The sequence below is a fragment of the Natrinema pallidum genome (assembly GCF_005890195.1).
In the GTDB taxonomy this organism is placed as follows: Archaea; Halobacteriota; Halobacteria; order Halobacteriales; family Natrialbaceae; genus Natrinema; species Natrinema pallidum.
Map to the genome: position 1 here is coordinate 2,144,193 of NZ_CP040637.1, position 21,053 is coordinate 2,165,245.

The 21,053-nt window shown below is 65.8% G+C and carries 24 protein-coding genes and 1 pseudogene; 13 read left to right on the forward strand and 12 right to left on the reverse strand.

Annotation, left to right across the window (positions count from 1 at the left end; genetic code table 11):
• Positions 1–78 precede the first annotated feature (78 nt).
• Genes rpl12p through FGF80_RS10730 form a run of 3 tightly spaced genes read right to left on the reverse strand, consistent with a single transcriptional unit; the run spans position 79 to position 2,116 of the window.
• Positions 79–426 carry a 50S ribosomal protein P1 gene (gene rpl12p / locus FGF80_RS10720; protein ID WP_006187273.1) on the reverse strand — a complete coding sequence of 116 codons (348 nt, stop codon included), beginning with the start codon at positions 424–426 and terminating at the stop codon, positions 79–81.
• An 18-nt stretch (positions 427–444) separates the two neighbouring features.
• Positions 445–1,482, reverse strand: a complete 1,038-nt coding sequence (locus FGF80_RS10725; RefSeq protein WP_006187272.1) for a 50S ribosomal protein L10 — start codon at positions 1,480–1,482, stop codon at positions 445–447.
• Position 1,483: 1 nt separating this feature from the next.
• The gene (locus FGF80_RS10730) at positions 1,484–2,116 is read right to left on the reverse strand and encodes a 50S ribosomal protein L1 (RefSeq protein WP_006187271.1); all 633 of its coding nucleotides are present in this window, start codon (positions 2,114–2,116) and stop codon (positions 1,484–1,486) included.
• Positions 2,117–2,391: 275 nt separating this feature from the next.
• Between FGF80_RS10730 and FGF80_RS10735 the strand changes: the two genes are divergently transcribed.
• A complete protein-coding gene (locus tag FGF80_RS10735) occupies positions 2,392–3,000 on the forward strand; it encodes a hypothetical protein (protein WP_175417023.1) in 609 nt (202 codons plus the stop codon).
• 226 nt (positions 3,001–3,226) lie between these two features.
• Here FGF80_RS10735 and FGF80_RS10740 read toward each other — a convergent pair whose 3' ends face one another.
• The 4 genes from FGF80_RS10740 to FGF80_RS10755 all read right to left on the reverse strand — a co-directional run bounded on the left by FGF80_RS10740 (position 3,227) and on the right by FGF80_RS10755 (position 6,009).
• Positions 3,227–3,715 carry a 50S ribosomal protein L11 gene (locus tag FGF80_RS10740; RefSeq protein ID WP_006187269.1) on the reverse strand — a complete coding sequence of 163 codons (489 nt, stop codon included), beginning with the start codon at positions 3,713–3,715 and terminating at the stop codon, positions 3,227–3,229.
• A gap of 98 nt (positions 3,716–3,813) precedes the next feature.
• Positions 3,814–4,116 (reverse strand): divalent-cation tolerance protein CutA, encoded by a 303-nt coding sequence (gene cutA, locus FGF80_RS10745; protein ID WP_138653939.1) that lies wholly within the window; start codon positions 4,114–4,116, stop codon positions 3,814–3,816.
• A gap of 59 nt (positions 4,117–4,175) precedes the next feature.
• The gene (locus tag FGF80_RS10750) at positions 4,176–4,367 is read right to left on the reverse strand and encodes an HEWD family protein (protein ID WP_006187267.1); all 192 of its coding nucleotides are present in this window, start codon (positions 4,365–4,367) and stop codon (positions 4,176–4,178) included.
• A 130-nt stretch (positions 4,368–4,497) separates the two neighbouring features.
• On the reverse strand, positions 4,498–6,009 hold the full coding sequence (locus FGF80_RS10755; RefSeq protein ID WP_138653941.1) for a phosphoenolpyruvate carboxykinase (ATP): 1,512 nt from the start codon (positions 6,007–6,009) through the stop codon (positions 4,498–4,500).
• Between the two features lie 356 nt (positions 6,010–6,365).
• On the opposite strand from FGF80_RS10755, the pseudogene FGF80_RS19995 reads away from it, so the two are divergent.
• Positions 6,366–6,551, forward strand: a pseudogene (locus FGF80_RS19995) (disk-shape morphogenesis protein volactin); the annotation flags it as partial.
• A gap of 45 nt (positions 6,552–6,596) precedes the next feature.
• On the opposite strand, the gene FGF80_RS10760 reads toward FGF80_RS19995, so the two are convergent.
• On the reverse strand, positions 6,597–6,728 hold the full coding sequence (locus FGF80_RS10760; RefSeq protein WP_138653943.1) for a rubrerythrin-like domain-containing protein: 132 nt from the start codon (positions 6,726–6,728) through the stop codon (positions 6,597–6,599).
• A 212-nt stretch (positions 6,729–6,940) separates the two neighbouring features.
• Here FGF80_RS10760 and FGF80_RS10765 point away from each other — a divergent pair, with 212 nt between their 5' ends.
• Positions 6,941–7,123 carry a DUF7501 family protein gene (locus FGF80_RS10765; protein WP_006187265.1) on the forward strand — a complete coding sequence of 61 codons (183 nt, stop codon included), beginning with the start codon at positions 6,941–6,943 and terminating at the stop codon, positions 7,121–7,123.
• Between the two features lie 315 nt (positions 7,124–7,438).
• The gene (locus tag FGF80_RS19780) at positions 7,439–7,579 is read left to right on the forward strand and encodes a rubrerythrin-like domain-containing protein (protein ID WP_006187264.1); all 141 of its coding nucleotides are present in this window, start codon (positions 7,439–7,441) and stop codon (positions 7,577–7,579) included.
• Between the two features lie 65 nt (positions 7,580–7,644).
• Here the strand turns inward: FGF80_RS19780 and FGF80_RS10775 are convergent, their stop codons facing one another.
• A complete protein-coding gene (locus tag FGF80_RS10775; protein ID WP_138653945.1) occupies positions 7,645–8,115 on the reverse strand; it encodes a hypothetical protein in 471 nt (156 codons plus the stop codon).
• Positions 8,116–8,312: 197 nt separating this feature from the next.
• Here FGF80_RS10775 and FGF80_RS10780 point away from each other — a divergent pair, with 197 nt between their 5' ends.
• Positions 8,313–9,098: an HAD-IIA family hydrolase gene (locus FGF80_RS10780; RefSeq protein WP_138653947.1), complete on the forward strand. Its 786-nt coding sequence runs from the start codon at positions 8,313–8,315 to the stop codon at positions 9,096–9,098.
• Between the two features lie 110 nt (positions 9,099–9,208).
• On the forward strand, positions 9,209–9,436 hold the full coding sequence (locus FGF80_RS10785; protein ID WP_138653949.1) for a hypothetical protein: 228 nt from the start codon (positions 9,209–9,211) through the stop codon (positions 9,434–9,436).
• Positions 9,437–9,641: 205 nt separating this feature from the next.
• On the opposite strand, the gene FGF80_RS10790 is transcribed toward FGF80_RS10785, so the two are convergent.
• From FGF80_RS10790 to FGF80_RS10800, 3 genes are all read right to left on the reverse strand, one after another.
• A complete protein-coding gene (locus FGF80_RS10790; RefSeq protein WP_138653951.1) occupies positions 9,642–10,442 on the reverse strand; it encodes an ABC transporter ATP-binding protein in 801 nt (266 codons plus the stop codon).
• 63 nt (positions 10,443–10,505) lie between these two features.
• Positions 10,506–12,137 carry a hypothetical protein gene (locus FGF80_RS10795; RefSeq protein WP_138653953.1) on the reverse strand — a complete coding sequence of 544 codons (1,632 nt, stop codon included), beginning with the start codon at positions 12,135–12,137 and terminating at the stop codon, positions 10,506–10,508.
• 185 nt (positions 12,138–12,322) lie between these two features.
• Complete coding sequence (locus FGF80_RS10800; protein WP_138653955.1) at positions 12,323–12,745, reverse strand: SRPBCC family protein; 423 nt, start codon at positions 12,743–12,745, stop codon at positions 12,323–12,325.
• Positions 12,746–12,864: 119 nt separating this feature from the next.
• Here FGF80_RS10800 and FGF80_RS10805 point away from each other — a divergent pair, with 119 nt between their 5' ends.
• From FGF80_RS10805 to FGF80_RS19185, 7 genes are all read left to right on the forward strand, one after another.
• Positions 12,865–13,785 (forward strand): ABC transporter ATP-binding protein, encoded by a 921-nt coding sequence (locus FGF80_RS10805; protein ID WP_138653957.1) that lies wholly within the window; start codon positions 12,865–12,867, stop codon positions 13,783–13,785.
• A complete protein-coding gene (locus FGF80_RS10810; protein WP_138653959.1) occupies positions 13,782–15,650 on the forward strand; it encodes an ABC transporter permease family protein in 1,869 nt (622 codons plus the stop codon). The genes FGF80_RS10805 and FGF80_RS10810 overlap by 4 nt, the downstream gene beginning before the upstream one ends.
• Positions 15,640–16,794, forward strand: a complete 1,155-nt coding sequence (locus FGF80_RS10815) for an ABC transporter permease (protein WP_138653962.1) — start codon at positions 15,640–15,642, stop codon at positions 16,792–16,794. Before FGF80_RS10810 ends, FGF80_RS10815 begins: the two co-directional genes overlap by 11 nt.
• Before the next feature lie 94 nt (positions 16,795–16,888).
• On the forward strand, positions 16,889–18,751 hold the full coding sequence (locus tag FGF80_RS10820) for a formate/nitrite transporter family protein (protein ID WP_138653964.1): 1,863 nt from the start codon (positions 16,889–16,891) through the stop codon (positions 18,749–18,751).
• Between the two features lie 63 nt (positions 18,752–18,814).
• Positions 18,815–19,186, forward strand: coding sequence for a hypothetical protein (locus tag FGF80_RS10825; RefSeq protein ID WP_006186781.1), 372 nt, complete (start codon positions 18,815–18,817; stop codon positions 19,184–19,186).
• Positions 19,173–20,903, forward strand: a complete 1,731-nt coding sequence (locus tag FGF80_RS10830) for a hypothetical protein (protein WP_138653966.1) — start codon at positions 19,173–19,175, stop codon at positions 20,901–20,903. The genes FGF80_RS10825 and FGF80_RS10830 overlap by 14 nt, the downstream gene beginning before the upstream one ends.
• Positions 20,887–21,042: a hypothetical protein gene (locus tag FGF80_RS19185; RefSeq protein ID WP_161605719.1), complete on the forward strand. Its 156-nt coding sequence runs from the start codon at positions 20,887–20,889 to the stop codon at positions 21,040–21,042. Before FGF80_RS10830 ends, FGF80_RS19185 begins: the two co-directional genes overlap by 17 nt.
• Positions 21,043–21,053: the final 11 nt, after the last annotated feature.

Here is a 21,053-nt window from a genome sequence, read left to right on the forward strand (position 1 = left end):
CGATCGGCGTCGCCACTCGACTTCGAGTCGAAAGAAAATTCGGGATTGCAACTCGTCGGAACCGAACCGACGGGAACGTTATCCGAAGAGTTCGCCGAGACCTTCGCCGTCGGCCTCGTCGTCATCGTCGTCGTCGTCCGTTGTGTCCGGCACGTCGCTGGTCTCTTCGGCCTCTTCTTCCTCGCCGCCGTCATCGGCAGCGGCCTCGCCACCCGCGGCACCGCCTGCGGCGGCCCCGCCAGCGGGGACGGCAGCGGCCTCGGAGACTGCCTCGTCGATGTCGACGTCCTCGAGCGCGGCGACGAGCGCCTTGACTCGGGACTCCTCGACGTCGACGCCGGCAGCGTCGAGCACGTTCGTCAGGTTGTCTTCGTTGATCTCTTCGTCCGATTCGTTCAGGATGAGTGCAGCGTATACGTATTCCATTGTTGGATCCTCCGTTGATTAACCGAACATCTCGCCGAGACCGGCCGCGCCGTCGCCGTCGTCATCGTCATCGTCGGTTTCGGCGTCTTCGGTCTCGGCCTCGTCGTCAGTCTGGTCGTCTGCCGATTCGTCCTCGTCGTCGGCCGCCGCCGGTTCGGCGGGAGCCGCGACGTCCTGAAGTTCGTCAGGAAGCGCCTCCTCGTCGTCGATCTGGCCGGCGAGCGCACGCAGCTGTGCGTCGGCCTTGCTGACGAGGTCGGGCATCAGGTCTTCGTCCTCGATGGCGGCCTGCAGGCCGAGGCTCTTGGCCTCGCCCGTGGCCTTGGCGATGAGCGTCGGGGCCGTCGTCGCGGTCGGGAAACTCGCGTTGATCGAGAGGTTCCGAGCGCGGGCGGCGGCCGTCGACACGTCGCTCCGGTAGGCCTCGATGTCGATGTCGAGATCCTCCGGGTCGAAGAGCACGCCCTCGGCGATGACGGCGCGCAGGTCGAGTCCGACCTCCTTGGGCTCGATTCCGAGTTCGTTGAGGACGTTCGCCAGATCGGCGGAGACTTCCTCGCCGGCCTCGAGGACCGTCGAGTCCTCCATGACCTGGATCGACCCCTCTTCGATGCGCGCGTTCGCACCGATACCCTGGAGTTCACCGACGAACGGTCCCGGGTCGACACCGGTGTCCCCTTCGGGGATCACGATGTCGTTCGGGGCGACTTCGCCTTCGTTGATCGGCGCGGGCGTCTTCGACGCCTCGAGTTCCTTGTACAGCGAGAAGGGGTTCTCGTCCGTCGCGATGATGCCGACCTGACCACCGATGTGCTCGACGAGGTCGCCGAATCCGGCGTCCTCGAGGGCACGCGTCTGCAGTGTGTTGCGGCTGACGCGCAACACGGCGGTACCGTGCAGGTCGCGACGCATGTCCTGGAGCTGCTTCGAGGGAATGCCGGCGATACCGACGACGCCGACGCTCTCGTACTCGTCGATGATTCGTGCGAGCTCGTCGACTTCCTCTTTCTTCCACTGGGGAAGGTTCTCGGTTTTGCGTTCAGCCTGTGCGCTCATTCTAGGCCACCTCCACGGACGGCCCCATCGTCGTCTTCACGTAGACGGCGTCGATGTTCTGGGGGCCCTTCTCGAGGTCGGCGTGCAGGCGACGCAGGATGACGTCGATGTTGTCGCCGATGTCCTCGGCGTCCATATCTTCGGCACCGACGAGCGTGTGGAACGTTCGTCGGTCGCCGGAGCGAAGCTGCACGGTGTTTTTGAGCCGGTTGACGGTTTCGACGACGTCGTCGTCGGGCGAGAGCGGGTCCGGCATCTTCCCTCGGGGACCGAGAATGGTACCCAGGTGCCGGGCGATGTCTTGCATCATCGCCTCTTCGGCGATGAAGAAGTCCGTCTCGTTGGCCATGTCTTTGGCCTCGTCGTCGTCCAGATCGGCCACGTCGTCCACCGAAAGCACCTCGTCCGCGGCCTCCTCGGCACGGACTGCGGTCTCTCCTTCGGCGATGACGACGATCCGAGTCTCCTGGCCGGTTCCGGCCGGCAGGACGATCGACTCGTCAACGCGGTTCGACGGTTCGTTCAGGTCTAGGTCGCGCAGATTGATCGCGAGGTCTACCGTTTCGGTAAAGTTCCGATCGGGCGAATCCTCGAGTGCGCGCGCTACTGCTGTTTCAATATCCGAATCTGCCATCGTTCACCTCCGTAGTACGCAGGACTGCTCCTACGGGTCAGTGAAACAGGCGATGCCTGTCTCCCTTGAACCGAGGGCCAACCCGAACTTAAACCCGTCGAACTACCAGTACGCTCGCCTCGCGGTGGGGTCGGCCCGTCGTCGCCGCGGGGACTGGATCGGCGAGACGGACAGCCACGCGGCCGCCTTCTTCCCCTCTTTTCATCACAGTAACGTATTATTCACGCTCACAACAACCGAAAACTCTATTATGCATGCTGATGAATCCTGTATCTATGTGGCCAGTAGACTTATATATCATTATCGGTCAAGCGGGGATCAGTTCGGTCGCCGTGTTGGCACCGGCCGGCGGTGAACTCGAGGCGTATCGATCGCTCGAGCCGTTCGTTCGGATGGGCGTCCAGTTCGCGGCGACCGCCCTCGTGGCGATGGTCGTCTTCGGATTGGCACAGAACAGCAGCAGGCTGGCCGTGTCGAAATCACGCCAGAGTCCCATTATCTCGCTTTGCATCGGGATTCCGGGGTTCCTCGTCGTGGGTGGGCTCGCAAGTACGGGATACCTGATCGTCGATACGGACATCGGAACGTTCTTCGGGATTCCGATGGTGATCCTCGGTGCGATCGTTCTCCCGGCGTCGATAGCGATCGGCTGCGTCGCGATCGGCCGAACCGTCGCCGCACGGCTCGGCGATGACCGGCTCGCGACCGGGCTGCTCGTCGGGGCGCTTGCGAGCGGGGCCGCCGGACTGTCGCTTCCGGCCACCGTCGCTCTCGTCGGGCTCGCCGGGACGCTCGGAACCGGTGCGTTCATCCGGGTTCTATTCGGAGCGTCCGGGGCGACCCATCCCGACGATCGGACCGTCCCGCCCGCGAACAAGATCTAAGTCGCCGCCCTAACTGCGTTCCCGCTCCGGACCCTCGGCTCGACGGGCGATTTCGTTTTCCTCCATCCGCCGACCATCGAACGCGAGCGTTGGCGATCTCGACCGATACTAGCGACAACGGCTGCTCGACGGGAGACGGAAACTGACCGGCCGTCCCGGCGTGCCAAACGGTATCGCCAACGCTACCCACCTCTACGAGAACGGAGAAGTACTCGCTGCGCCGTCTTCAGGCGCTCGCTTCGCTAGCGAGCACGTCGTCGTACTCGCCGTCGTCGACTCGCTGCTTGAACTCTCGAGCATCGTTGCCCTCGATGGTGACGCCCATCGAGGCACAGGTTCCGACGACTTCCTTCGCGGCGTTGATCGTGTCGTACGCGAGCAGGTCGGGGTGTTTCTGCTCGGCGATCGTCTTGACCTGCTCGACGGAAAGGTCCGCGACGAAGTCCTTCTGGGGCTCGCCGCTCCCGGTCTCGAAACCGGCTTCGTCTTTGATCAGTGCCGCCGTCGGCGGGACACCGACATCGATCTCGAAGGAGCCGTCCTCCTCGTAGTCGACGGTGACGGGGACTTCGGTCCCGTCGAACGCTTCGGTCTGGTCGTTGATCTCCTGTACGACGGCCTGCACGTCGACGGGCGTCGGTCCGAGCTCGGGACCGAGTGGTGGGCCAGGGTTGGCCTGGCCACCCGGAACGAGCACTTCGATGGTTCCAGCCATATCCGTGATATCCCGTGCGCGAGTTTTAAGGGTTGCTAATTCGGGCAGTCATCGTCTGTGACCGTCTGTCGTACGCAGGCCGAACGTGTGCCGTCCCATCAGTCGACGCGTTCCGTTCGCCACGCCGCAAACGACTCGAGAACGTCGCTCTCATCGAAGCGCTCGATACAGGGGACATCGTAGGGGTGACTGTCGCGAACGCGGTCGACGAGGTCGTCGTAGGCGTCGTCGGTAGTCTTCGCGAGTAACACGACTTCGTCGTCGCGGTGGAGTTCGCCCTCCCAACGGTAGGTCGATGTCGTCGATAGCCGGTTGACACAGGCCGCCAGTCGCTCTTCGACCAGCGTTTCGGCGAGTTCGTCGGCCGCCTCGGGCGGTGCCGTGATGTAGACGGTCGGCATGGAACGCGCTACGACCCAGTCGGGCAAAAACGTCCGTATCGTCGCTCGCGGCGCGTCGGCTAGCTGTCGGTCGCGTCGACAGGCGTGAAGGTACCGGTGATGTCCCACTCGTGGATGCAGTGTGGGTTGCCGACCTGTTTCTCGCCGCCGTCGCGGGCGATCTGCCAGGCCTCGAGGCGTTCGTCCCACTGTTCACCTCGACCACACGATTCACAGATTCTCGCGGTCGGTTTCCGCACTTGGGTACTCATTACCGAACCGTGAGAACTCGACACATATAACGGTGTGCGTGCGCGGCAAGTACTGCCACCCACCGGGATCGCAACGCGGTCTGAAAGCCGGGAGTGTCGTTCACGCTCCGAGACGGAGGAGAGCGATCGATCAGTAGACGGCGTCCGTGATCTCCTCGCGGAGTTCGTCGAACTGCGCCAAGTACTCGCGACGGTCGGTTCGCAGGTCCGCCAGGGCCGCGTCGTAGTCATCGACGTGGTCGGGGACGTAGTAGTCGTCGACATCGAGTCCCGGGATGGAGTCGGGGATCGTCAGCCCCATCCGCTCGTCGTGGGTCCACTCGATGGTGCCGCGGGCGGCCTCCGTGAGGATCGTCACGGACTCGGTGACGCCGATATCCGCCGACCGATCGCCGAGATAGCCCGTGTTGATGACGTAACAGTCGACGTCGAGGATATCGATCAGTTCGTGGAAGATGTTCCCCTCCTCTCCCTCGGGACCGATAATGAAGGGGTTGGTCCCGACGACGCGGATCGATTCGCCCGCCCGGGACGGATCGCCAGCACTCGTTTGGATCGACTCGCCGAGCATGAAGGCGACGGCGGCCTGCTCCTCGTCGAGTTTGGCGACCGGGGGCATCAGGGGATTGCGGGTGATGAAGAAGACCTGATCCATGCTGCCGAGGTCGATCTCCTCGTCGGCGCTCTCGAGTTCGTCGCGCTGGATGATGGCCCGGGAGTTCGACGTATAGCGTTCCTCGTCGAAGCGGACGGTCCCGTCGTCGTCGACGGCGACGTTCTCGAGGATCGCCGACTCGTCGGTCGCGGCCGCGTAGAGTTCGGGCTGTTCGTCCTTGTCGAGGCCGATCGTCTTGATGAACAGCCCCTCGCCCTCGCTGCCGGCGACGGAGCCGTCCGAGAGGAGGCCACAGACGTCGTCCTGGAGCATCGAGGCACCCTCCGGCTCCTCGAGCCAGCAGCCGTGGGAGGTCAGCGTGGATTTGCCGGTCGCGGACAGTCCCATGAAGACCTGACCGACGGTCCGGAGGTCGCCGTCAGCGTCGCGGACGCGGACGCGCTTGCTCCCCGCGTGGAGCCCGAGACCGCCCTGTTGTTTGATCCGGTACATGAACAGCCGGAGGAACGACTTCTTGGCCTCACCGGTGTAGTCGCTGCCGAGGACGGCAGTGAATCCGGTGTCGGGAAGCACACGGATCGCGGTCTCGTCGTGGTCGGGAAGTTGGACGGTGTAGAGATCGGGGTCTCGCCCGTCCGACGGCTCGAAGAGTTTCGCCCACGCGTAGGCGATCCGGGCGTGCTCGACGGGAACGAAGAGCCGACAGCAGAAACTCGCCTCCGGATGGCGGCCCATCAGTCGGTCGACACAGAGCAGTTCGATGTCGTCGGTGCTGTCGACGGCCTCGTCGATCAGTTCGTGATCGCGGTCGGTGAACTCGTCGTCGACGGCGTTTTTCGTCCGATCGGCGCTCCGCGAACGGAACTCGCTAACGTACGACGGCGACCCGAACTCGGTGGTCGTCTCGTCGGGCGCGGCGAGTTCGCGGAGTTCCTCGAGCGACGGATCGTACCGCACGTTCGGCGCTGTGGCTGGGTCCGGGAGCTGTCGGACCAGCGGACGGGACTCCATCCCGGTTTCAGACATACACGTGATGCACCACTGTCCTGATGCATAAGCATGGAGGATTCTATTCGCTGTGTGGTACGACATACCCCACTAAGAGCATTAAAATCCGGTTTGTGGCACTGTGATAGCTTCGAGAGGGAGCTTTACCACTCCATCGAAATAGTTCGTAATTGGAGGTGTGTCAATAGGTACTCGAGTAAGAAATAATTCTAATCGGCGATGGGCAGACGGGACGGCACCGGCCGGACTCGAACCGCGGTTCCGTGCTCGAGGTTTCCGGGGACCGATGCTCGGGCGATGCCGCCGTTGACCCGGTTTTCACATCTGGTACCGCGGGGCAAACGGCCAAGAGGGTCGTTCGAGTCACCGAACCTATGGCGTACGGTCTCGACATCGGACCAGGGGCGATCCGAGCCGTCACCGACGCGGGCGACGGGCCGACGGTCGAGTCGGTTCCGCCGGTCGTGGTCCCGGTCGACGACGGGTTCGACGCCGCGACACTCCCAGAGCCGGGAGCGACGATCGACGGGAACGACGCGACGTACGCGGTCGGCGCGGCCGCTCGAGCGGGGACACTATCTCGCACCGACCGATGCCGGGTGCAGCTAGTCGCGGATCGGGTCGACGTTTCGCATTTCGCCCCCACACTGCTGACAGGTGCTGAGGAGCGCGTCCCCGACCGTCTCCCGTCGGTTACACCGGACGCAGACGTACTCGCGTTGCTCCTCGAGTGCCATGAGAAACCATACACAGCAGAGTGTGTTAACTCTTTCCACGGTAGTCAACCGTCGAGTCCGATCGCGGTGTGAGTCGAGCTCGGAAGCGGTCGCTCGAGGTGCTATCGATCCCGACCCCGTCGACCCAAGCTATATGTCATTATACGCCATGTAATTATAATAGTTCCTAACGGGGGAGACTTATGTGGTCGTTCTTGATAGATGCTGGCACAATGGCGACGAACACGACGACCGACTGGATCGATCCGATCACCTGTCCGTTCTGCGGCGACGAACTCGCATCCCCGGGTGCCGGATTCGTCGACCACATCGACGACAACACCGACTGCGAAGACGGATTCGATCAGTGGCGACAGAACATCGCCGGCGACCTTGCCGGCGAATGGTCGGGCTAGCCCGCTCCGCCTCGCGTCGTGTTTCGGACCGCAAGCGACTGCCTCGAGTCGCGCCGTTCGGCCGAACCGGTGATGTGCCGATCGCGTTTTTCCGTGGTGTGACTCCGCCGTCGCGACGGCGACGACGCAACTCGCGACTGCCGGCCTCGAGATCGGAGTCCGTGACCGGTGGCGACGATCGGGATCGTTACGACGCATGTGCCCTATTATTGGATATATGGGCAAATACCGCTCAATTCTGACCAACATATCCCACCATACCGGACCACAACTGGTTCGGCGTAATCTATTTACCGGCACATTCTAACCATCCACATGGTCTACACCAATCCGTATTCACCCGACCGATCGCACTACGAATGCTGGAGTTGCGGGTATCGAATGACGGCCGGTTCGCTCGGCTCCTGCCCGGAATGCGGCGGGCAGATGCACAACCTCTCGGTTCCGCGGGATTGACTCACTGAGTCCGCCGGATCACGGCGCGAGCCTCACACCGGTCTCGAGGAGCGACACCGGCGCGGTCACTCGAAGTCGGGCAGGTCCTCCGGCGGTTCGTACTCGGCCTCCCAGTCGACGTACTCCTCTTTGAGCGTGACCGAGACGATCTGCCCGAACTCGGTAAGTTCGGCGTTGATCGAGGAAACCGTTCCCCAGGTATCGAGGTCGGGATGGTACTCCCGAGCCTGCCAGTCCTCCGGAATGCCGGGCGCGTGATACCCGACGCGGTCGGCGAAGTCGTCCCAGAAGAAGTCAAAGCCCGCGAAGAGATCGAGGTCGCGAGCGATTTCGTACTCGGCCGCCTCGAGGGCGGTGTCCGCACGCCACTCGTCGAACGCGTCCACCCACGCGCCGTCCTCGAGGAACGCCTGGAGTTCCTCGCGACGGTAGTCGATCTCCGCGGTCCCGTCGGCGCTGATGGTCGCGTCCTCGTACTCGTTCGGGTCGACGAACTCCAGTTCCGGCGGCTCGGGGGGCTCGACCTCGAGTGTCATGGGGGGTCGTAGGTCGGGTTGCCGGATAAGAATTCCTTCCGGTAGTCGGGCAGCCGAACGGTGACCGTCGAGGCCGAGCACCCTCCCGCAAGCGACGGCGCTGATTCCGTCGCGCCGCCGGCATCGTCCGCCGTCGGTCGTCGGGGATGCGACACGCATCCAAACACTCAATCGCCGACCAGCCGTACCGTCGAGCGATGACTGACTACGAGGCGGTGATCCTCGATGTCGACGGGACGATCGTCCGCGGCGAGGCGTTGCTCCCCGGCGTCACCGACGGACTGCGCGCGCTCGAGGCGGCGGGCTGTTCGCGGCTGCTCTTTTCGAACAATCCGACGCGGGGAGCCGATCACTACGGCGAGAAACTCGCGCCCCACGGGATCGACATCGATCCCCGCACCGTTCTCACGTCGGCGACCGTTTCGGCGGAGTACCTCGCGGCGACCCACCCCGACGAGTCGGTCTACCTCGTCGGCGGGGATCGACTCCGGGCCATCCTCGCCGACGCGGCCGTCGACCTGACGACGGATCCCGACGCGGCCGAGGTCGTGCTCGGCTCGTTCGACAGGAACTTCTCTTTCGGCACGCTCTGGGAGTCCCTGCGGGCGCTCGAGGACGGCGTTCCGTTCTACGGCACCGACCCGGACGCGACGATCCCGGTCGACGACGGCGAGATGCCGGGGACGGGGGCGGTTCTCGCCGCGATGGCGGCCGTCGCCGGCCGCGAGGCGGATGCGATTCTGGGCAAACCGTCCTCGGTCGCGGCCGCGGCGGCGATGGAGCGGCTGGACGCGGACCCGCGGACGGTCCTGGTCGTCGGCGATCGACTCGACACGGACATCGCACTCGGTAACCGCGCCGGCATGGAGACGGCCCTCGTGCTCACCGGCGTGACCGACCGCGCGGCTCTCGCCGATACCGACGCCGACACCGAACCCGATCACGTCCTCGAGTCGCTGGCCGCGGTCGAGACGCTGCTCTGAGTGCGACCGATCGGGACACGCGGATTGATCGCTGGTACATCCGTGTGCGATGAGGTCGACGCGGGCGCTCGAGAGGTATATTTATCCGTAACAGTCACCAAATAGGAGACATGAGAGAACGCATCACAGCGATGTTGCTCCGTGCGCGATATGCGGCGATCGGCGCGGCGGTCGGCGCAGCGATCGGCGGCCTGTTCAGTCGTAACGCGGCCAGCACCGGCGGCGCGGTCGGTGGCCTCGTGGGTGCGACGATCGCCGATACTCGCGGGACCCTCGCAGGCACGCTCGAGGAGGTCAAGGAACTCGACCCCCGGTCCGACGACCCTAGCACCGACTGACTCGGGTTCGGGACATCCCGTTCGACCGGGTTTCGGTTCTCCTCGTGTTCGGTGTGACAGACAGCTACCGCAGCCGCTGTGACGGAGGTGTGAACCGAACGTCAGCGGACCGGTCGCAGACAGTCCGTCTCGACCGATCGGAGCCGCTGCCCGTCACTCCACACCTGATCGCACGAGGGCTGCGCGATCAGTGTAGAACCCGGTTTCAGTTGGGACTACAGCGTTCGTCTCGCCCCCCGACGGAGTCGGACGCGCCCGCTTCGCCGTCCCGGTCGGTCGTGACTTCGAGGAAGATGTCCTCGAGCGAACTCTCGGCACCGGTTTCGACGCGGTTCGTGAGGTCGTCGGGCGGGCCTTCGGCGACCAGTTGCCCGTCGGCGAGGATGCCGACCGTCTCGGCGACATCCTCGACGACCGGGAGGATGTGCGTCGAGAGGAAGACGGTCGTTCCGCCGGCGGCCAATTCGGCGATGGCTTCACGGACGGTCCGCACCGCTCGCGGGTCGAGCCCGCTGGTCGGTTCGTCGAGGAATACCACGTCCGGTTCGTGCATGATCGCCTGCATGAGCCCGGTCTTCTGCCGCATCCCCTTCGAATAGGTCACGATTCGGTCGTCGGCGTCCGCGGCGAGATCGAACCGCTCGAGCAGCGTCTCGATGCGGGCCTCGAGTTCGGCCGGGTCCATGTCGCGCAACCCGCCGTGATACTCGAGTTGCTCGCGGGCGGTAAGCGCCTCGCGGATCGGCGGAGATTCGGGCAGGTACCCGATGTGGTCGATGAGCGACGCACGATCCGTGATGGGTGCTCCGGCGACGCGACCGGACCCGCTGGTCGGCGCTACCAGTGCCGTCAATAGCCGGATCGTGGTCGTTTTCCCCGCCCCGTTCGGGCCGAGAAACCCGTACACGGTGCCGGACTCGATCGAGAGGGTCAGGCCGTCGACGGCGGTCGTATCGCCGTAGACCTTCGTCAGATCGTTCGTGACGATCGCTGGCTGGTCGTGCATCGTTATCTCGCCGGTGCGTCCGTTCGTCGGTGATCGGTCGTGTTCCGTGTCATGGATTCGAAGTCATGTCAGTTGATACCGCTGGTATCGCCGCACGGCGATCCGGACGGCACCGCTCGCGATCGCGACGGCGACGAGGGTCGTAAGCAGCAGGGAACCGATCCGAACGGCGGCCGCCGGTGCGCCGATCCCGGCCCCACTGTCGGACACCACCGGCATGGTGCCCAGAAACGCGGGCAGCCCCGCGACCGACACGACCGCGAAGAGCAGCGCCAATCTGCGAAACGGTGCCCATCCCCGCTCCGCGTACGCCGGCACGTCGGTGAAGAAGGACGGAACGGGGGCGAGACCGTCGTGGTCGACTCCCATTCCGAGCGCGACGCCGACCGCGACGGTACACGCACAGATCGCCACGCCACTGAGGGCGACCGCCAGCGTCTCGAGGAGCGTGGCGGAGCTGAGCAGTCCGATCGGGACGACGACGGCCGTCACGGTCGGAGCGCCGACGACGAGCGCGGCCAGTAACAGGCCGCTGACGAACTGCTGCCCCCTGATCGTGGTAAAGAGCATCGGCAGGACGCGATACTCGACCCCGATCGGATCGGACCCGAACGCGACGCCGACCGCCATGGCGATGGCAAACGCGACCAGCAACAACAGCGGAACCCCGACGATTCCGACCACCGGAAAGCCGATTACGCCGACGAACAGCAACACGTATGCCATATTCAACACGCCACGGGGAGCGCGCCGTTCGACGAGCCACCGTTCTCGAGCGACCGTCCGGACCGGCTGGGAGACGGTGCCGGCGAGAACGCGATCCAACCGCCCGCCATCGACCAGCGGGTGCGATCCGTGGGTCCCGTCGGACCCGGTCGGCTCGGCCTCCCAGAGCCGGCGAGTGAGGACGGTCGTCCCACCCGCAAACAGCACCAGCGAGGGAAGAAGCAGCCCGAAGACGGCCAGCCCACGACGCGCTTCGATACCCGCTCGTTCCCCGGCACCCAGCAGCGCTAGATCGACGATCCACGTCCCCGACAGGGAGCCGACGCCGGCGAGGACGGGGAGTGCCGAGACCAGGGTGCTCCGAAACACGGCGACCACACTGAGTATCGCCGCCCACCCGAACAGCACGAACAGATCCCTGTAGAACCGTCCCCGCGCGAGGCGCGTGCCGACGAGTTGTGTGGCGAGCCTACCCGTAACGCCGACTGCGACCGCGAGTGCCGCCATCCCCGCGATCGCGATGATAACCGTGAGAGCGACCAGCGGTGACCGCAGTCCGAGCGCGAGGCCTCCGGCGACGCCGAGCGTCGGCACGGCGAGCGAGGCGGCGAGTCGTGCGGAGACGAATCCGAGCAAGCCAAGCGCGGGGGCCCTCGCCGGGACGGCCGTGAGAAGCATGTCGGGATTGAGGCGTGAAAACCGCTCGTGTGTCAGCGTGGCACTTCGCCACACCGCCCACGTGAACGCCACGACACCGGCGAGCCACAGTTCGGGGACCGGTATCGACTGCCCGGCGGCGAGATCGCGCCCGATCGACCGGCCGGCCGCGCCGAGGGCGGCGGCAACGGCGAGGCGGAGTCCGACGAGCAGTCCCCGGTGGAGCCGCGACTGGCCAGCATCGCGGCGATGACACCGCCACTCTGTACGGGCGATGCGGACGCTGTGCGCGAGTACTGTGGTGGCGCTCATATCGTCTTCCGTGGTTGGAGTCGTTGTCGGTCGGGGTCCGAAACGATCGGGCCGACTCGGGGTCGTCGGTCGGCGATCCGACCGCTCACGCTTGCCATGTTTCGGCCAGTGGTTATTAAAATTCCAACGTTTTCGACCAGGGATCGATCGGCCGTGACGGTCGTCCCGGGCAGCGGTCCGTCCCGCTACTCGACGGCCTGCTCGTCGTCCTCGAGCAGCGACTCGAGGGTTTCCAGCGCCCGCAGACAGACGGGGACGTATCCCGTGGCGTAATGTGGAAGTTCGACGGCGACGCGACACCGATCGGAGCCGAGATCGTCGACGCGATGGCCGGTGGCGGGAATCCCCAGCACGCGCCAGGTCCACCGCCGTGACGTACACCCGGTAATTCGAAACGGCAGCCAGACACCGGGAATCCGGACCCGGCCGGTCGTCCCCGGCCGCAGTCGGCGGTCCGTCGCCTCGACGCCGGTGATGAGCGGCGACCAGTCGGGCCACCGGGTGGTGTCGACGAGGGCGTCCCAGGCGTCGGTCGCGGGGACGGACAGAACGTGCGAGACTTCGAGACGGCGGCCGTCCGGCGTTCGCGTGGTCCCGACTCGGGTCATACGTTCGTCTATGGGGGCCGCAATCATGGGGGTTTGGGCCGCTCGTCGACCGATCGGCCGTCGAGACAGTCACGAGCCGCTAGATTTTACTCGAGCGGCTCCTTCCGTCGGGCTAACGCATGGCGATACTCGAGGTCACTGATCTCCGGAAGGTATACGGCGGGTTCACCGCGGTCGAGGGGAGTTCCTTCGAGATCGAGCGCGGGAAGGTCTTCGGCGTCGTCGGTCCCAACGGCGCGGGCAAGACGACGACGCTGAAGATGCTGGCCGGGTTGATCGAACCCACCGCGGGCACCGCCGCCGTCGCCGGTCACACCCCGGGCGACGCCGAGATGCAGCGGCAACTCGGCTTTCTCCCCGAGGAGTCCCCGCTCTACGAGGAGATGACCGCGATCGGCTACCTCGAGTTCTTCGCGGACCTCTACGATGTCCCCGGTGACGTGGCTCGAGAGCGGATTCACGACTCCCTGGACCGGCTCGACCTCGAGCACCGCGACCGACGGATCGGCAACATGTCCAAGGGGATGCAGCGAAAGGTCGCGATCGCGCGGGCGCTGGTGAACGATCCGGACGTGTTGATCTTCGACGAGCCGGCGTCGGGACTGGACCCGCTGACGACCAACTACATCATCGAGTTCACCCGCGAACTGAGCGACGAGGGGAAGACGATCGTCTTCAGCGCGCACAACCTCTTTCACGTCGAGAGTATCTGCGACCGAATCGTCATCATGAACGACGGGCGGATCGTCGCCCGCGGCACGCTCGAGGAGATTCGGGCGGCCCACGGCGGCACCGAGTACCACGTCTACGCGACCGCCGACGGCAGCGACGGGCTCCCGGACGGCCACGGTCCGATCGAGGTCACCCGCGAGAACGGACAGGTCCGCCACCTCGTCGCCGACATGAGCGCCGTCGAGGCCGTCCGAGAGGCCGTGGAAGCCGACGGGGGCCGCGTGACCGACATCCAGACGCAGACGCCGAGCCTCGAGGAGATCTTCCTCGACGTCGCAAGCGAGCCGACCGCGGAGGGGGAGTCGTGAGCGACGGCCGCGTTCGCGCGCTCGCCGAGCGATTCGGACGGGCCTGTCGCCACCTCCGCGAGACCAGCGCTCGTACGGGCCGGATCGCGCGCTGGGAAGTCCGCCGGAGCGCGGGCACCGTCGACCGGAAGACGGTGATCGCCCTCGTCGTGATGCTGCTCGCGGTCGGGACCGCCGGGTTCTCCGCCGCCGACGATGGGCTCGGCCTCGAGCGCGAAATCTACGTCGTCGGCGTCGACGAGGGGAGCCGGTACTACGATGTCGCCGCCGACAGCGAGCAGTTCCGGCCGGTTCCGCTCGCGGACGTTATCGCCGAGCACGACGGCGCGACAGACGGCGACGACATCGTCGTTCGCGGCGACGCGACCGTCGACGTCGTGGTAACTCGAGACGGCCGGATCGGCCACGTCGGCGAGAACGGGGCGGCCGCCTACGACGAGTTTCGTACCGCCATCGAAACGTACAACGCGAACCTGATGGCCGACGAAGAGGATCACGCCGCCGCGTATCCGGTGCACGTCACGCTCGAGTATCGGGATCGCGATCGCCCCGGATCGACCGTGTCGGGAGCCGATGACGGCGACGAAACCGCGGCGCAGACGGGGGCTGTCGATGGCTCGAACGAGACCGGTGACGGTGAGAGCGCTGCCGACGATGGCGGTGGCGACGAGCCCTTACAGGTGCCGGCCATCGGGGGCGGCGGTTCGACGCCGTCGACGGGGACGCCAGGCTCGATCGCGCCGCCGTTTCCCTTCACGTCGCTCGTCCTCGCGTTCCTGTTCGTCGTGCCGATGAACTTCGTCATTCAGGCCTACGGGAGCACGATCATGGACGAACGAGTCAAGCGGCGGGGTGAACTGCTGTTGGTCTCGCCGGCTTCGCGCTCCGAGATCGTCGCGGGCAAGACGCTGCCGTACCTGCTCGGGCTCGTGGGCGTCGTCGTCGCGATCGCGCTGGCGATCAAGGGCGGCCCGGTCGCGATCGCCGCGGCGCTGCCGATCGCCCTGCTCTTCCTGGCGGCGGCGTTCGTCGGCGCGATGTTCGCCCGGTCGTTCAAGGAACTCACGTTCGTGACGGTCACGATCAGCGTCGCGCTGACGACCTATACGTTCGTTCCGGCGATCTTCACCGACGTGACTTCGATCGCGTTGATCTCGCCGCTGACGCTGGTCGTGATGGACCTCCAGAACGAGCCGATTCAGCTCGGGGAGTACCTGTTCTCGACCGGCCCGTTCTACCTCAGCGCGGCCGTCTGCTTCCTGTTGGGGCTCGGCGTCTACCGCGAGGAGGACATGTTCGCTCAGAAGCCGATCCCGGCGAAAGTCCTCGACGCGATCGCGAATCGGGTCCGCGGCCCGTGGAGTCTCCCGCTGCTGTCGATCCTCTTTCTCCCCTTCGTCTTCGCCAGTCAACTCCTCTCGGTCGCGTTGCTGTTCGCCGTTCCGCAGTCGGTCGCCATTCCGTTGGTCGTCCTCGTCGCCGCGTCGGTCGAGGAGATCGCAAAGAGCATCCACGTCTACGCCGGCGTGACCCGCTCGCGATTCGACGCGACGCTGCGGACGGCCGTCGTAATGGGTGCACTCTCGGGGGGCGGGTTCTTCGTCGGCGAGAAACTCACTCACGTCGTCCAGTTCGTCGGGCTCCCGGACCTGGCCGTCGGCACCGCTGCCTTCGGCCCGGCCGTCTCGAGCGAGCCGCTGGTACTCGGGGCCGTCTTCCTCGCGCCGCTGGCCTTGCACGTCGGGACGGCCATCTGCTCGGCGGTCGGCGCGAGCCGTGGGCGGGCCGGCTACGCCCTCGGCCTCCTCACGGCGGTGCTCGTTCACGTGGCCTACAACCTGGGGGTGTTCGTCCTTGTCGCGTGATCGCGATCCCGAACGGACGCGGGACTCGAGCCGCCGAGGGCCGACCCCACCGACCCGACCGGACGACGAGGTCGAGTCGGGCTCGACGTGGGGTGCGCGGTGGGCGATTGCCCGCCGCGAGTTGCGCTCGCTGCGGTCCGAGAAGACGATCCTCCTGGCGCTCGCCATCCAGTTGTTCATCGCGGCGTTTTCCTCGTTTCTGGTCGTCGGGCTCGTCTCGCTGTACGATCCCGGCTCGATCGACGGCGACCGGACCGAGATCGCCGTCACCGGCAACGACACCGACACGATCCTCGCGGTCGCAAACGAGCAAGCGGGGGTCACCCCCCGACGCTACGACGACCCTGAGCGAGCCCACGACGCGTTCGACCTCCGGGAGGTGTCCGCCGTCGTCGAGGCCAACAGGCACGACGACGGCCGGCTCAGCGTCAGGGTCACTGCCCCCGAAGGGGACCTACAGACGAGCGTGCTCGTCGTCCACCTTCGGGAGACCCTGACTGCAGTCGAACGCATCGAGCGCCAGCGCAACGTCGACGCGGGGCGGCTCGAGCAGTCGCCCCTGCCGCTGCCGTCGTCGATCCAGGCCAGCTCGTACGTCGGCTTCACCTACACGATCCTGCTGCCGCTACTGTGCTTCCTCCCGGTGTTCATCAGCGGGTCGATCGCCGTCGATTCGTTGATCGAGGAACGCCAGCGGGGGACGCTCGAACTGCTCCGGGTCGCGCCGCTTTCGCTTGCGGGCGTGATCGACGCGAAACTGCAGGCGATCGCAGTGCTGGCACCGCTGCAGGCGCTCGTCTGGCTCCTCTTGCTCGCGGGCAACGGGACGACGATCGCAGCCCCTATCGCACTGGTTGCGCTGGTCGCCGCGCTCTCGCTGCTCGTCGTCACTGCGGGGATCGGGATCGCGCTGTGGGCCCCCGATCGGCGGCAGGCTCAGTTGCTCTACTCTACGGCGACCGTCGGCGCGTTGGTCGCCGCGACGGTGTTGCCCGAACACCCCGCGAACACCGTCGCGAAGCTCGCGATCGGCAATCCGACGGCGACGACGTGGGGTCTGCTCGTCGGCTACTGCCTGCTCGCCGTCAGCGCGTTCGCCGCGCTCAGGCGGGTCATCGGTCGCCTCGAGCCGGACTCGCTCTAGGGCTTGCGGAGCCGTCGTGTTCCCGCGGGAGCCGTGACGCCAACGTGGCGGCATATCCGAAGCGCTTAGTCTTTCTAGACGTGCGTCCCTGTTAATGAGCAATCCCGATCAAGAGCGACCGGACCGCGACCCGCCGATACGGGAGTCCCCGGCCCGCGAGCCACCCGAACAGGAACAGGTCCGAGAAGCGGTCGAGCGGTCCAGAAGCGGCGCTCCGGCGGTCGGTGCGGTCGTGCGCGACCGGTTTTCCTCCGATGAAATCTTCCAGCGGATCGTCGCGGCCGCCGACGAGGAAGTCACCTCTGGGGGTCGCGAACTGTTCTTCAGCGGCCTCGCGGCCGGCTTCGCCATCACGATCACGTTCCTGCTGTATGCCACGCTGACCGCTTCGACCGACGGCCACCCGATATTGAGCAAGCTGTTGTATCCGCTGGGGTTCATCTACATCATCATCGGCGGCTACCAGCTCTACACCGAGAACACGCTGCCGCCGGTCGCACTAACCCTGGAGCGGTTGGCCAGCATTCCCACACTGCTTCGGCACTGGTCGATCGTCCTCGCCGGTAACTTCGCCGGCGGCGCGCTCGGCGCGCTCGCGCTCTCCTATGGCGGCGTCTTCGACGACGAGTCGGCGACCGCCGCGATGGACCTCGCTCGACACGGCATCCAAACGTCGTGGTGGACGCTGTTCTCGAAGGCGGCGTTCGCGGGCCTGATCGTCGCCGGCGTCGTCTGGATCGTCTACGCCTCCCGCGACACCATCTCGCGGCTGGTCGTCGTCTACATGGCCTTCCTCGCGATCCCGCTCGGCGACCTGTTCCACGTCGTCGTCTCCTTTACCGAAATGCTGTACCTGGTCTTCGCCGGTGAACTGCACGTTTTCGTCGGCGTGACGGAGTTCGTTCTCCCGGTCCTGATGGGGAACACCATCGGCGGGATCGTGCTCGTGACCGTGGTCAACTACTTCCAGACCAGTGAACACCGCCTCGAGTCGGCCCGGTTCGAAGGGGCCGACCGCCAGCTTTCGATTCCGGAGTGGCTGTTCGGCAGCTACGCCGGTCGGTCGTACGTGCCGTTGATCGATACCGCGGAGCCCCATCCTAGCGAGAACGGTGATTATCGGGTTCTCGTTCCGATCGCCAACCCCCGCACGGAGTCGACGATCGTCGATCTGGCCTGTCGACTCGCCAGCGGCCACGAGAACGCGACGGTCCACGCCGTCCACATCGTCAAGATGCCGGGCCGGTCGTCGATGCGGTACGGTGCGGGACAGACCGAGCGGATCGTCTCCGAATCCGAGGATCGCATGGAGACAGTCCGGCAGCGTGCGGCCTCCTACGACGTCGACTTCGAGACGTCGACGGTCGTCTCCCACCGCTCGTTCGAGGACGTCTTCGACACCGCACAGCGGGAACGGGCCGATCTCGTGGTGCTGGGCTGGGGCGACGACCGGCCGTGGGGCCAGGGTCGCGCCGAGGGGCGGATAAACGAACTGACCAGCAACCTCCCGTGTGACTTCCTCATCCTCAAGGATCGGGACCTGGATACCTCCCGGATTCTGCTCCCGACCGCCGGCGGCCCGGACTCGGACTTGAGCGCCGCGGTCGCGCGCACGCTCCGGGACCGCTCCGGGGCCGAAATCACGCTGCAACACGTCGTCGCCAGCCCTGACGACCGGGAACGCGGCGAACAGTTCCTCGCCGAGTGGGCCGCCGAGCGCGACCTCGAGGACGCCGACCTCGTGGTCGATGACTCCGGCGATGTCGAACACGCGATCTGCCGACAGTCTCGGGACCACACGCTCGTTCTCATCGGCGCGACCGAGGAGGGCGTGATCTCGCGGCTGATGAGCGACTCGCTGCATATGGACGTCGTCAACGAGGTCGACAGCTCGGTCCTGTTGGCCGAACGGCCCAGCGAACGCACCGTCATTCAGCGGTTGTTCGGTCACTGGTAGTCGGCTCCGATCTCGGGCTGCGAGTGACCGTCTTTTTGTCGTCTCCCTCGAAACCGATGGGACATGAGTCATCGAAGTTACGTTGCTGCCGAACTCGCTGAGACGGCCGACCCCGACCCGGTCGTGGACGCTCTGGCTGGCGACGACACCCGGTTGAGCGGAGCCGACCGCTACGACGACGTGCTGACGTTCAGCGGGATGGAAGGGCCGGCTTCGGCTCTCGATCGCTTGCTCACCACCGTCAGTGACGCCCTCGAGCGGGCGGTGCTCGTGATCAATCACGATGGCGGGCGGGGTGAGATGATCGGCAGATACTACGAGAACGGGGCGGACGGCTTCGGGGCGGTCGAGGAGCTACGAACCGACTTCCGGTGGGAGCCGGGCGCGTACTTCGACTACTTCGCCGCAAAGTACGGGATTCATGCCGCCGTCTGACGACGCCCCGTCCCTGGAGACGCTCGCTACACGGGTCGCCGAGACACCGCCTGCGGACCGCCGTGAACCGGCTCTGGAACTCGCCAAGCGGCGGCTCGAGACCGTGCTTCCGTCCCAGTCGACGGCACTCACGGACGCCACCATCGACCGGCTGTGTCCCTGTCTCGATGATCCCGACCCGGCCGTTCGGAGCGCGGTGCTCGTCGTGTTGCGAAACGCGATGTACTTTCAGCTCCAGGGGGCCGAGATGGCGCTTTCCGAGCATCCGCCGGAAGCGCTCGCGGACCGACTGCTCGAGCGGATCGACGACGAACACTGGACCGTCAGACAGGCGGTCCTCCTGCCGAGGTACCTGCAGCCGATACTCGCGGCGACGTTCGAGAACGACGCCGACGTCGACGTGGACACCGACGCGCTGTCGGTATCCGCGTCGTGGCTGGCGGACCGCCTGTTCCAGCGGCTCACGGACCCGGTGCCGGTGATTCGCAAACGAACCAGCGCGCTCTTCTTCGAACTCGAGGACGCGTCGACGGTCGTGCTCGCCCACCCGGACCCGGACCGCGCGGTGACGACGCTGGTCGAGACGCTGACGGACCCGGCCGATACCGTTTTCAACAGGGGTGATGCCTGTGAACCGAGAAATGCGGCAATAGAGACGCTCCTCGAACTGACCGGGCATCGTCCCGAGTTGGTGACGCCCCACTTCGAGACGATGCTCGACTTCCTCACCGGCGACAACGGATACCTTCGATTTCGGATCGTCGAATTGAGCATCGACCTCCTCGAGCAGGGGGTGATCGGGTACGAGGCGATAGCCGACGATGTCATCGACGCACTGGAGCAGGGGTGCTATCCGTTGCGGACCGCGGAAACGATGCAACTGCTCGTCTCGGTCGCCCTCACACGCCCGGACGTGATCGACGACGTTGCGTCGACGCTCCGGACCGAACTCGCGGCGAACGATTCCAGACGGTTGTACGCGCAGCACACCGCCGCGGCGGACGCGCTCGGCAGACTCGTCCGCGAGAGCGAGCAGCCGTTCGGGGCGGTCGAAGAGACGGTGGCCGAGCGAACCGGCGATCGTTCGCTCTTCGACGCGGGTATCGATCCGCTGGTACCACTCGCCGAGGATCACCCGGCGTTCGTCGCCGATGCCCTCACAAACGGCTACGAGGCGTTGCGAGAGGTGGACATGTACGATGGGCGGTTCGACACGGAATTATTCGTCTCGGTTGCCGATCGCAACTCCGCGGCGGCCGAGCCCGTACTCGCCGCCCTCAGTGACGAGGCGAGCGTGCACAACGTCCGGAGGTTTCTGGCAAGCGTTTCCGAGACGTATCCGACGCTGGTCGCCGACATCGTTCCGGACCTGCTCGAGACCGTGGAGACGAACCCACCGATTCCGCGAACTGTCTGTCAGATCATCGCTACAACTGCCGGGACCGGCGTCCGAATCCCCGACGAACTCGTCGCGGCCGTCACGGAAAGCGTCGGGCCGATCGGGAACACGCCAGCATACAACAAAAACCGACGATACTGGGCCGTTCGGGCGCTGATTGCGCTCTCCGAGCGAAATCACGATGCCGTTCCCGACCGCATCGAGCCGTTCGTCGAGGCCTATCGAGACGGCCAACTCGACGACGCCGTCGATCCGCTCGAGTTGCCAGCCGCGAGGGAGGCAGGGTGGGAGCCCGTCGCCGATGAGTCCGAGCGATAACCGCGCCCGCCACTGTCGACAGGTCGACGTCACCATCGTGCCGGCGTCTCATCCGACCTGCGTCGAACACGGCGGGCAGGCCCTCGAAGCGCTCGAGGACCCCTCCAAGCCAGTTCCGATGGCCGGACACGAGCTGTAGGCGTTTCTCGA

Coding starts and splice junctions, on each gene's coding strand:
- FGF80_RS10765 (WP_006187265.1), top strand. CDS start 6,941: ATGGCGACGAACACGACGACCGACTGGATCGATCCGATCACCTGTCCG.
- FGF80_RS10760 (WP_138653943.1), bottom strand. CDS start 6,728: ATGGCACTCGAGGAGCAACGCGAGTACGTCTGCGTCCGGTGTAACCGA.
- FGF80_RS10800 (WP_138653955.1), bottom strand. CDS start 12,745: ATGACCCGAGTCGGGACCACGCGAACGCCGGACGGCCGCCGTCTCGAA.
- FGF80_RS10730 (WP_006187271.1), bottom strand. CDS start 2,116: ATGGCAGATTCGGATATTGAAACAGCAGTAGCGCGCGCACTCGAGGAT.
- rpl12p (WP_006187273.1), bottom strand. CDS start 426: ATGGAATACGTATACGCTGCACTCATCCTGAACGAATCGGACGAAGAG.
- FGF80_RS10820 (WP_138653964.1), top strand. CDS start 16,889: ATGAGCAATCCCGATCAAGAGCGACCGGACCGCGACCCGCCGATACGG.
- FGF80_RS10735 (WP_175417023.1), top strand. CDS start 2,392: ATGTGGCCAGTAGACTTATATATCATTATCGGTCAAGCGGGGATCAGT.
- FGF80_RS10795 (WP_138653953.1), bottom strand. CDS start 12,137: ATGAGCGCCACCACAGTACTCGCGCACAGCGTCCGCATCGCCCGTACA.
- FGF80_RS10825 (WP_006186781.1), top strand. CDS start 18,815: ATGAGTCATCGAAGTTACGTTGCTGCCGAACTCGCTGAGACGGCCGAC.
- FGF80_RS10725 (WP_006187272.1), bottom strand. CDS start 1,482: ATGAGCGCACAGGCTGAACGCAAAACCGAGAACCTTCCCCAGTGGAAG.
- FGF80_RS10750 (WP_006187267.1), bottom strand. CDS start 4,367: ATGAGTACCCAAGTGCGGAAACCGACCGCGAGAATCTGTGAATCGTGT.
- cutA (WP_138653939.1), bottom strand. CDS start 4,116: ATGCCGACCGTCTACATCACGGCACCGCCCGAGGCGGCCGACGAACTC.
- FGF80_RS19780 (WP_006187264.1), top strand. CDS start 7,439: ATGGTCTACACCAATCCGTATTCACCCGACCGATCGCACTACGAATGC.
- FGF80_RS10755 (WP_138653941.1), bottom strand. CDS start 6,009: ATGTCTGAAACCGGGATGGAGTCCCGTCCGCTGGTCCGACAGCTCCCG.
- FGF80_RS10775 (WP_138653945.1), bottom strand. CDS start 8,115: ATGACACTCGAGGTCGAGCCCCCCGAGCCGCCGGAACTGGAGTTCGTC.
- FGF80_RS10740 (WP_006187269.1), bottom strand. CDS start 3,715: ATGGCTGGAACCATCGAAGTGCTCGTTCCGGGTGGCCAGGCCAACCCT.
- FGF80_RS10780 (WP_138653947.1), top strand. CDS start 8,313: ATGACTGACTACGAGGCGGTGATCCTCGATGTCGACGGGACGATCGTC.
- FGF80_RS10785 (WP_138653949.1), top strand. CDS start 9,209: ATGAGAGAACGCATCACAGCGATGTTGCTCCGTGCGCGATATGCGGCG.
- FGF80_RS10790 (WP_138653951.1), bottom strand. CDS start 10,442: ATGCACGACCAGCCAGCGATCGTCACGAACGATCTGACGAAGGTCTAC.
- FGF80_RS19185 (WP_161605719.1), top strand. CDS start 20,887: ATGAGTCCGAGCGATAACCGCGCCCGCCACTGTCGACAGGTCGACGTC.
- FGF80_RS10830 (WP_138653966.1), top strand. CDS start 19,173: ATGCCGCCGTCTGACGACGCCCCGTCCCTGGAGACGCTCGCTACACGG.
- FGF80_RS10805 (WP_138653957.1), top strand. CDS start 12,865: ATGGCGATACTCGAGGTCACTGATCTCCGGAAGGTATACGGCGGGTTC.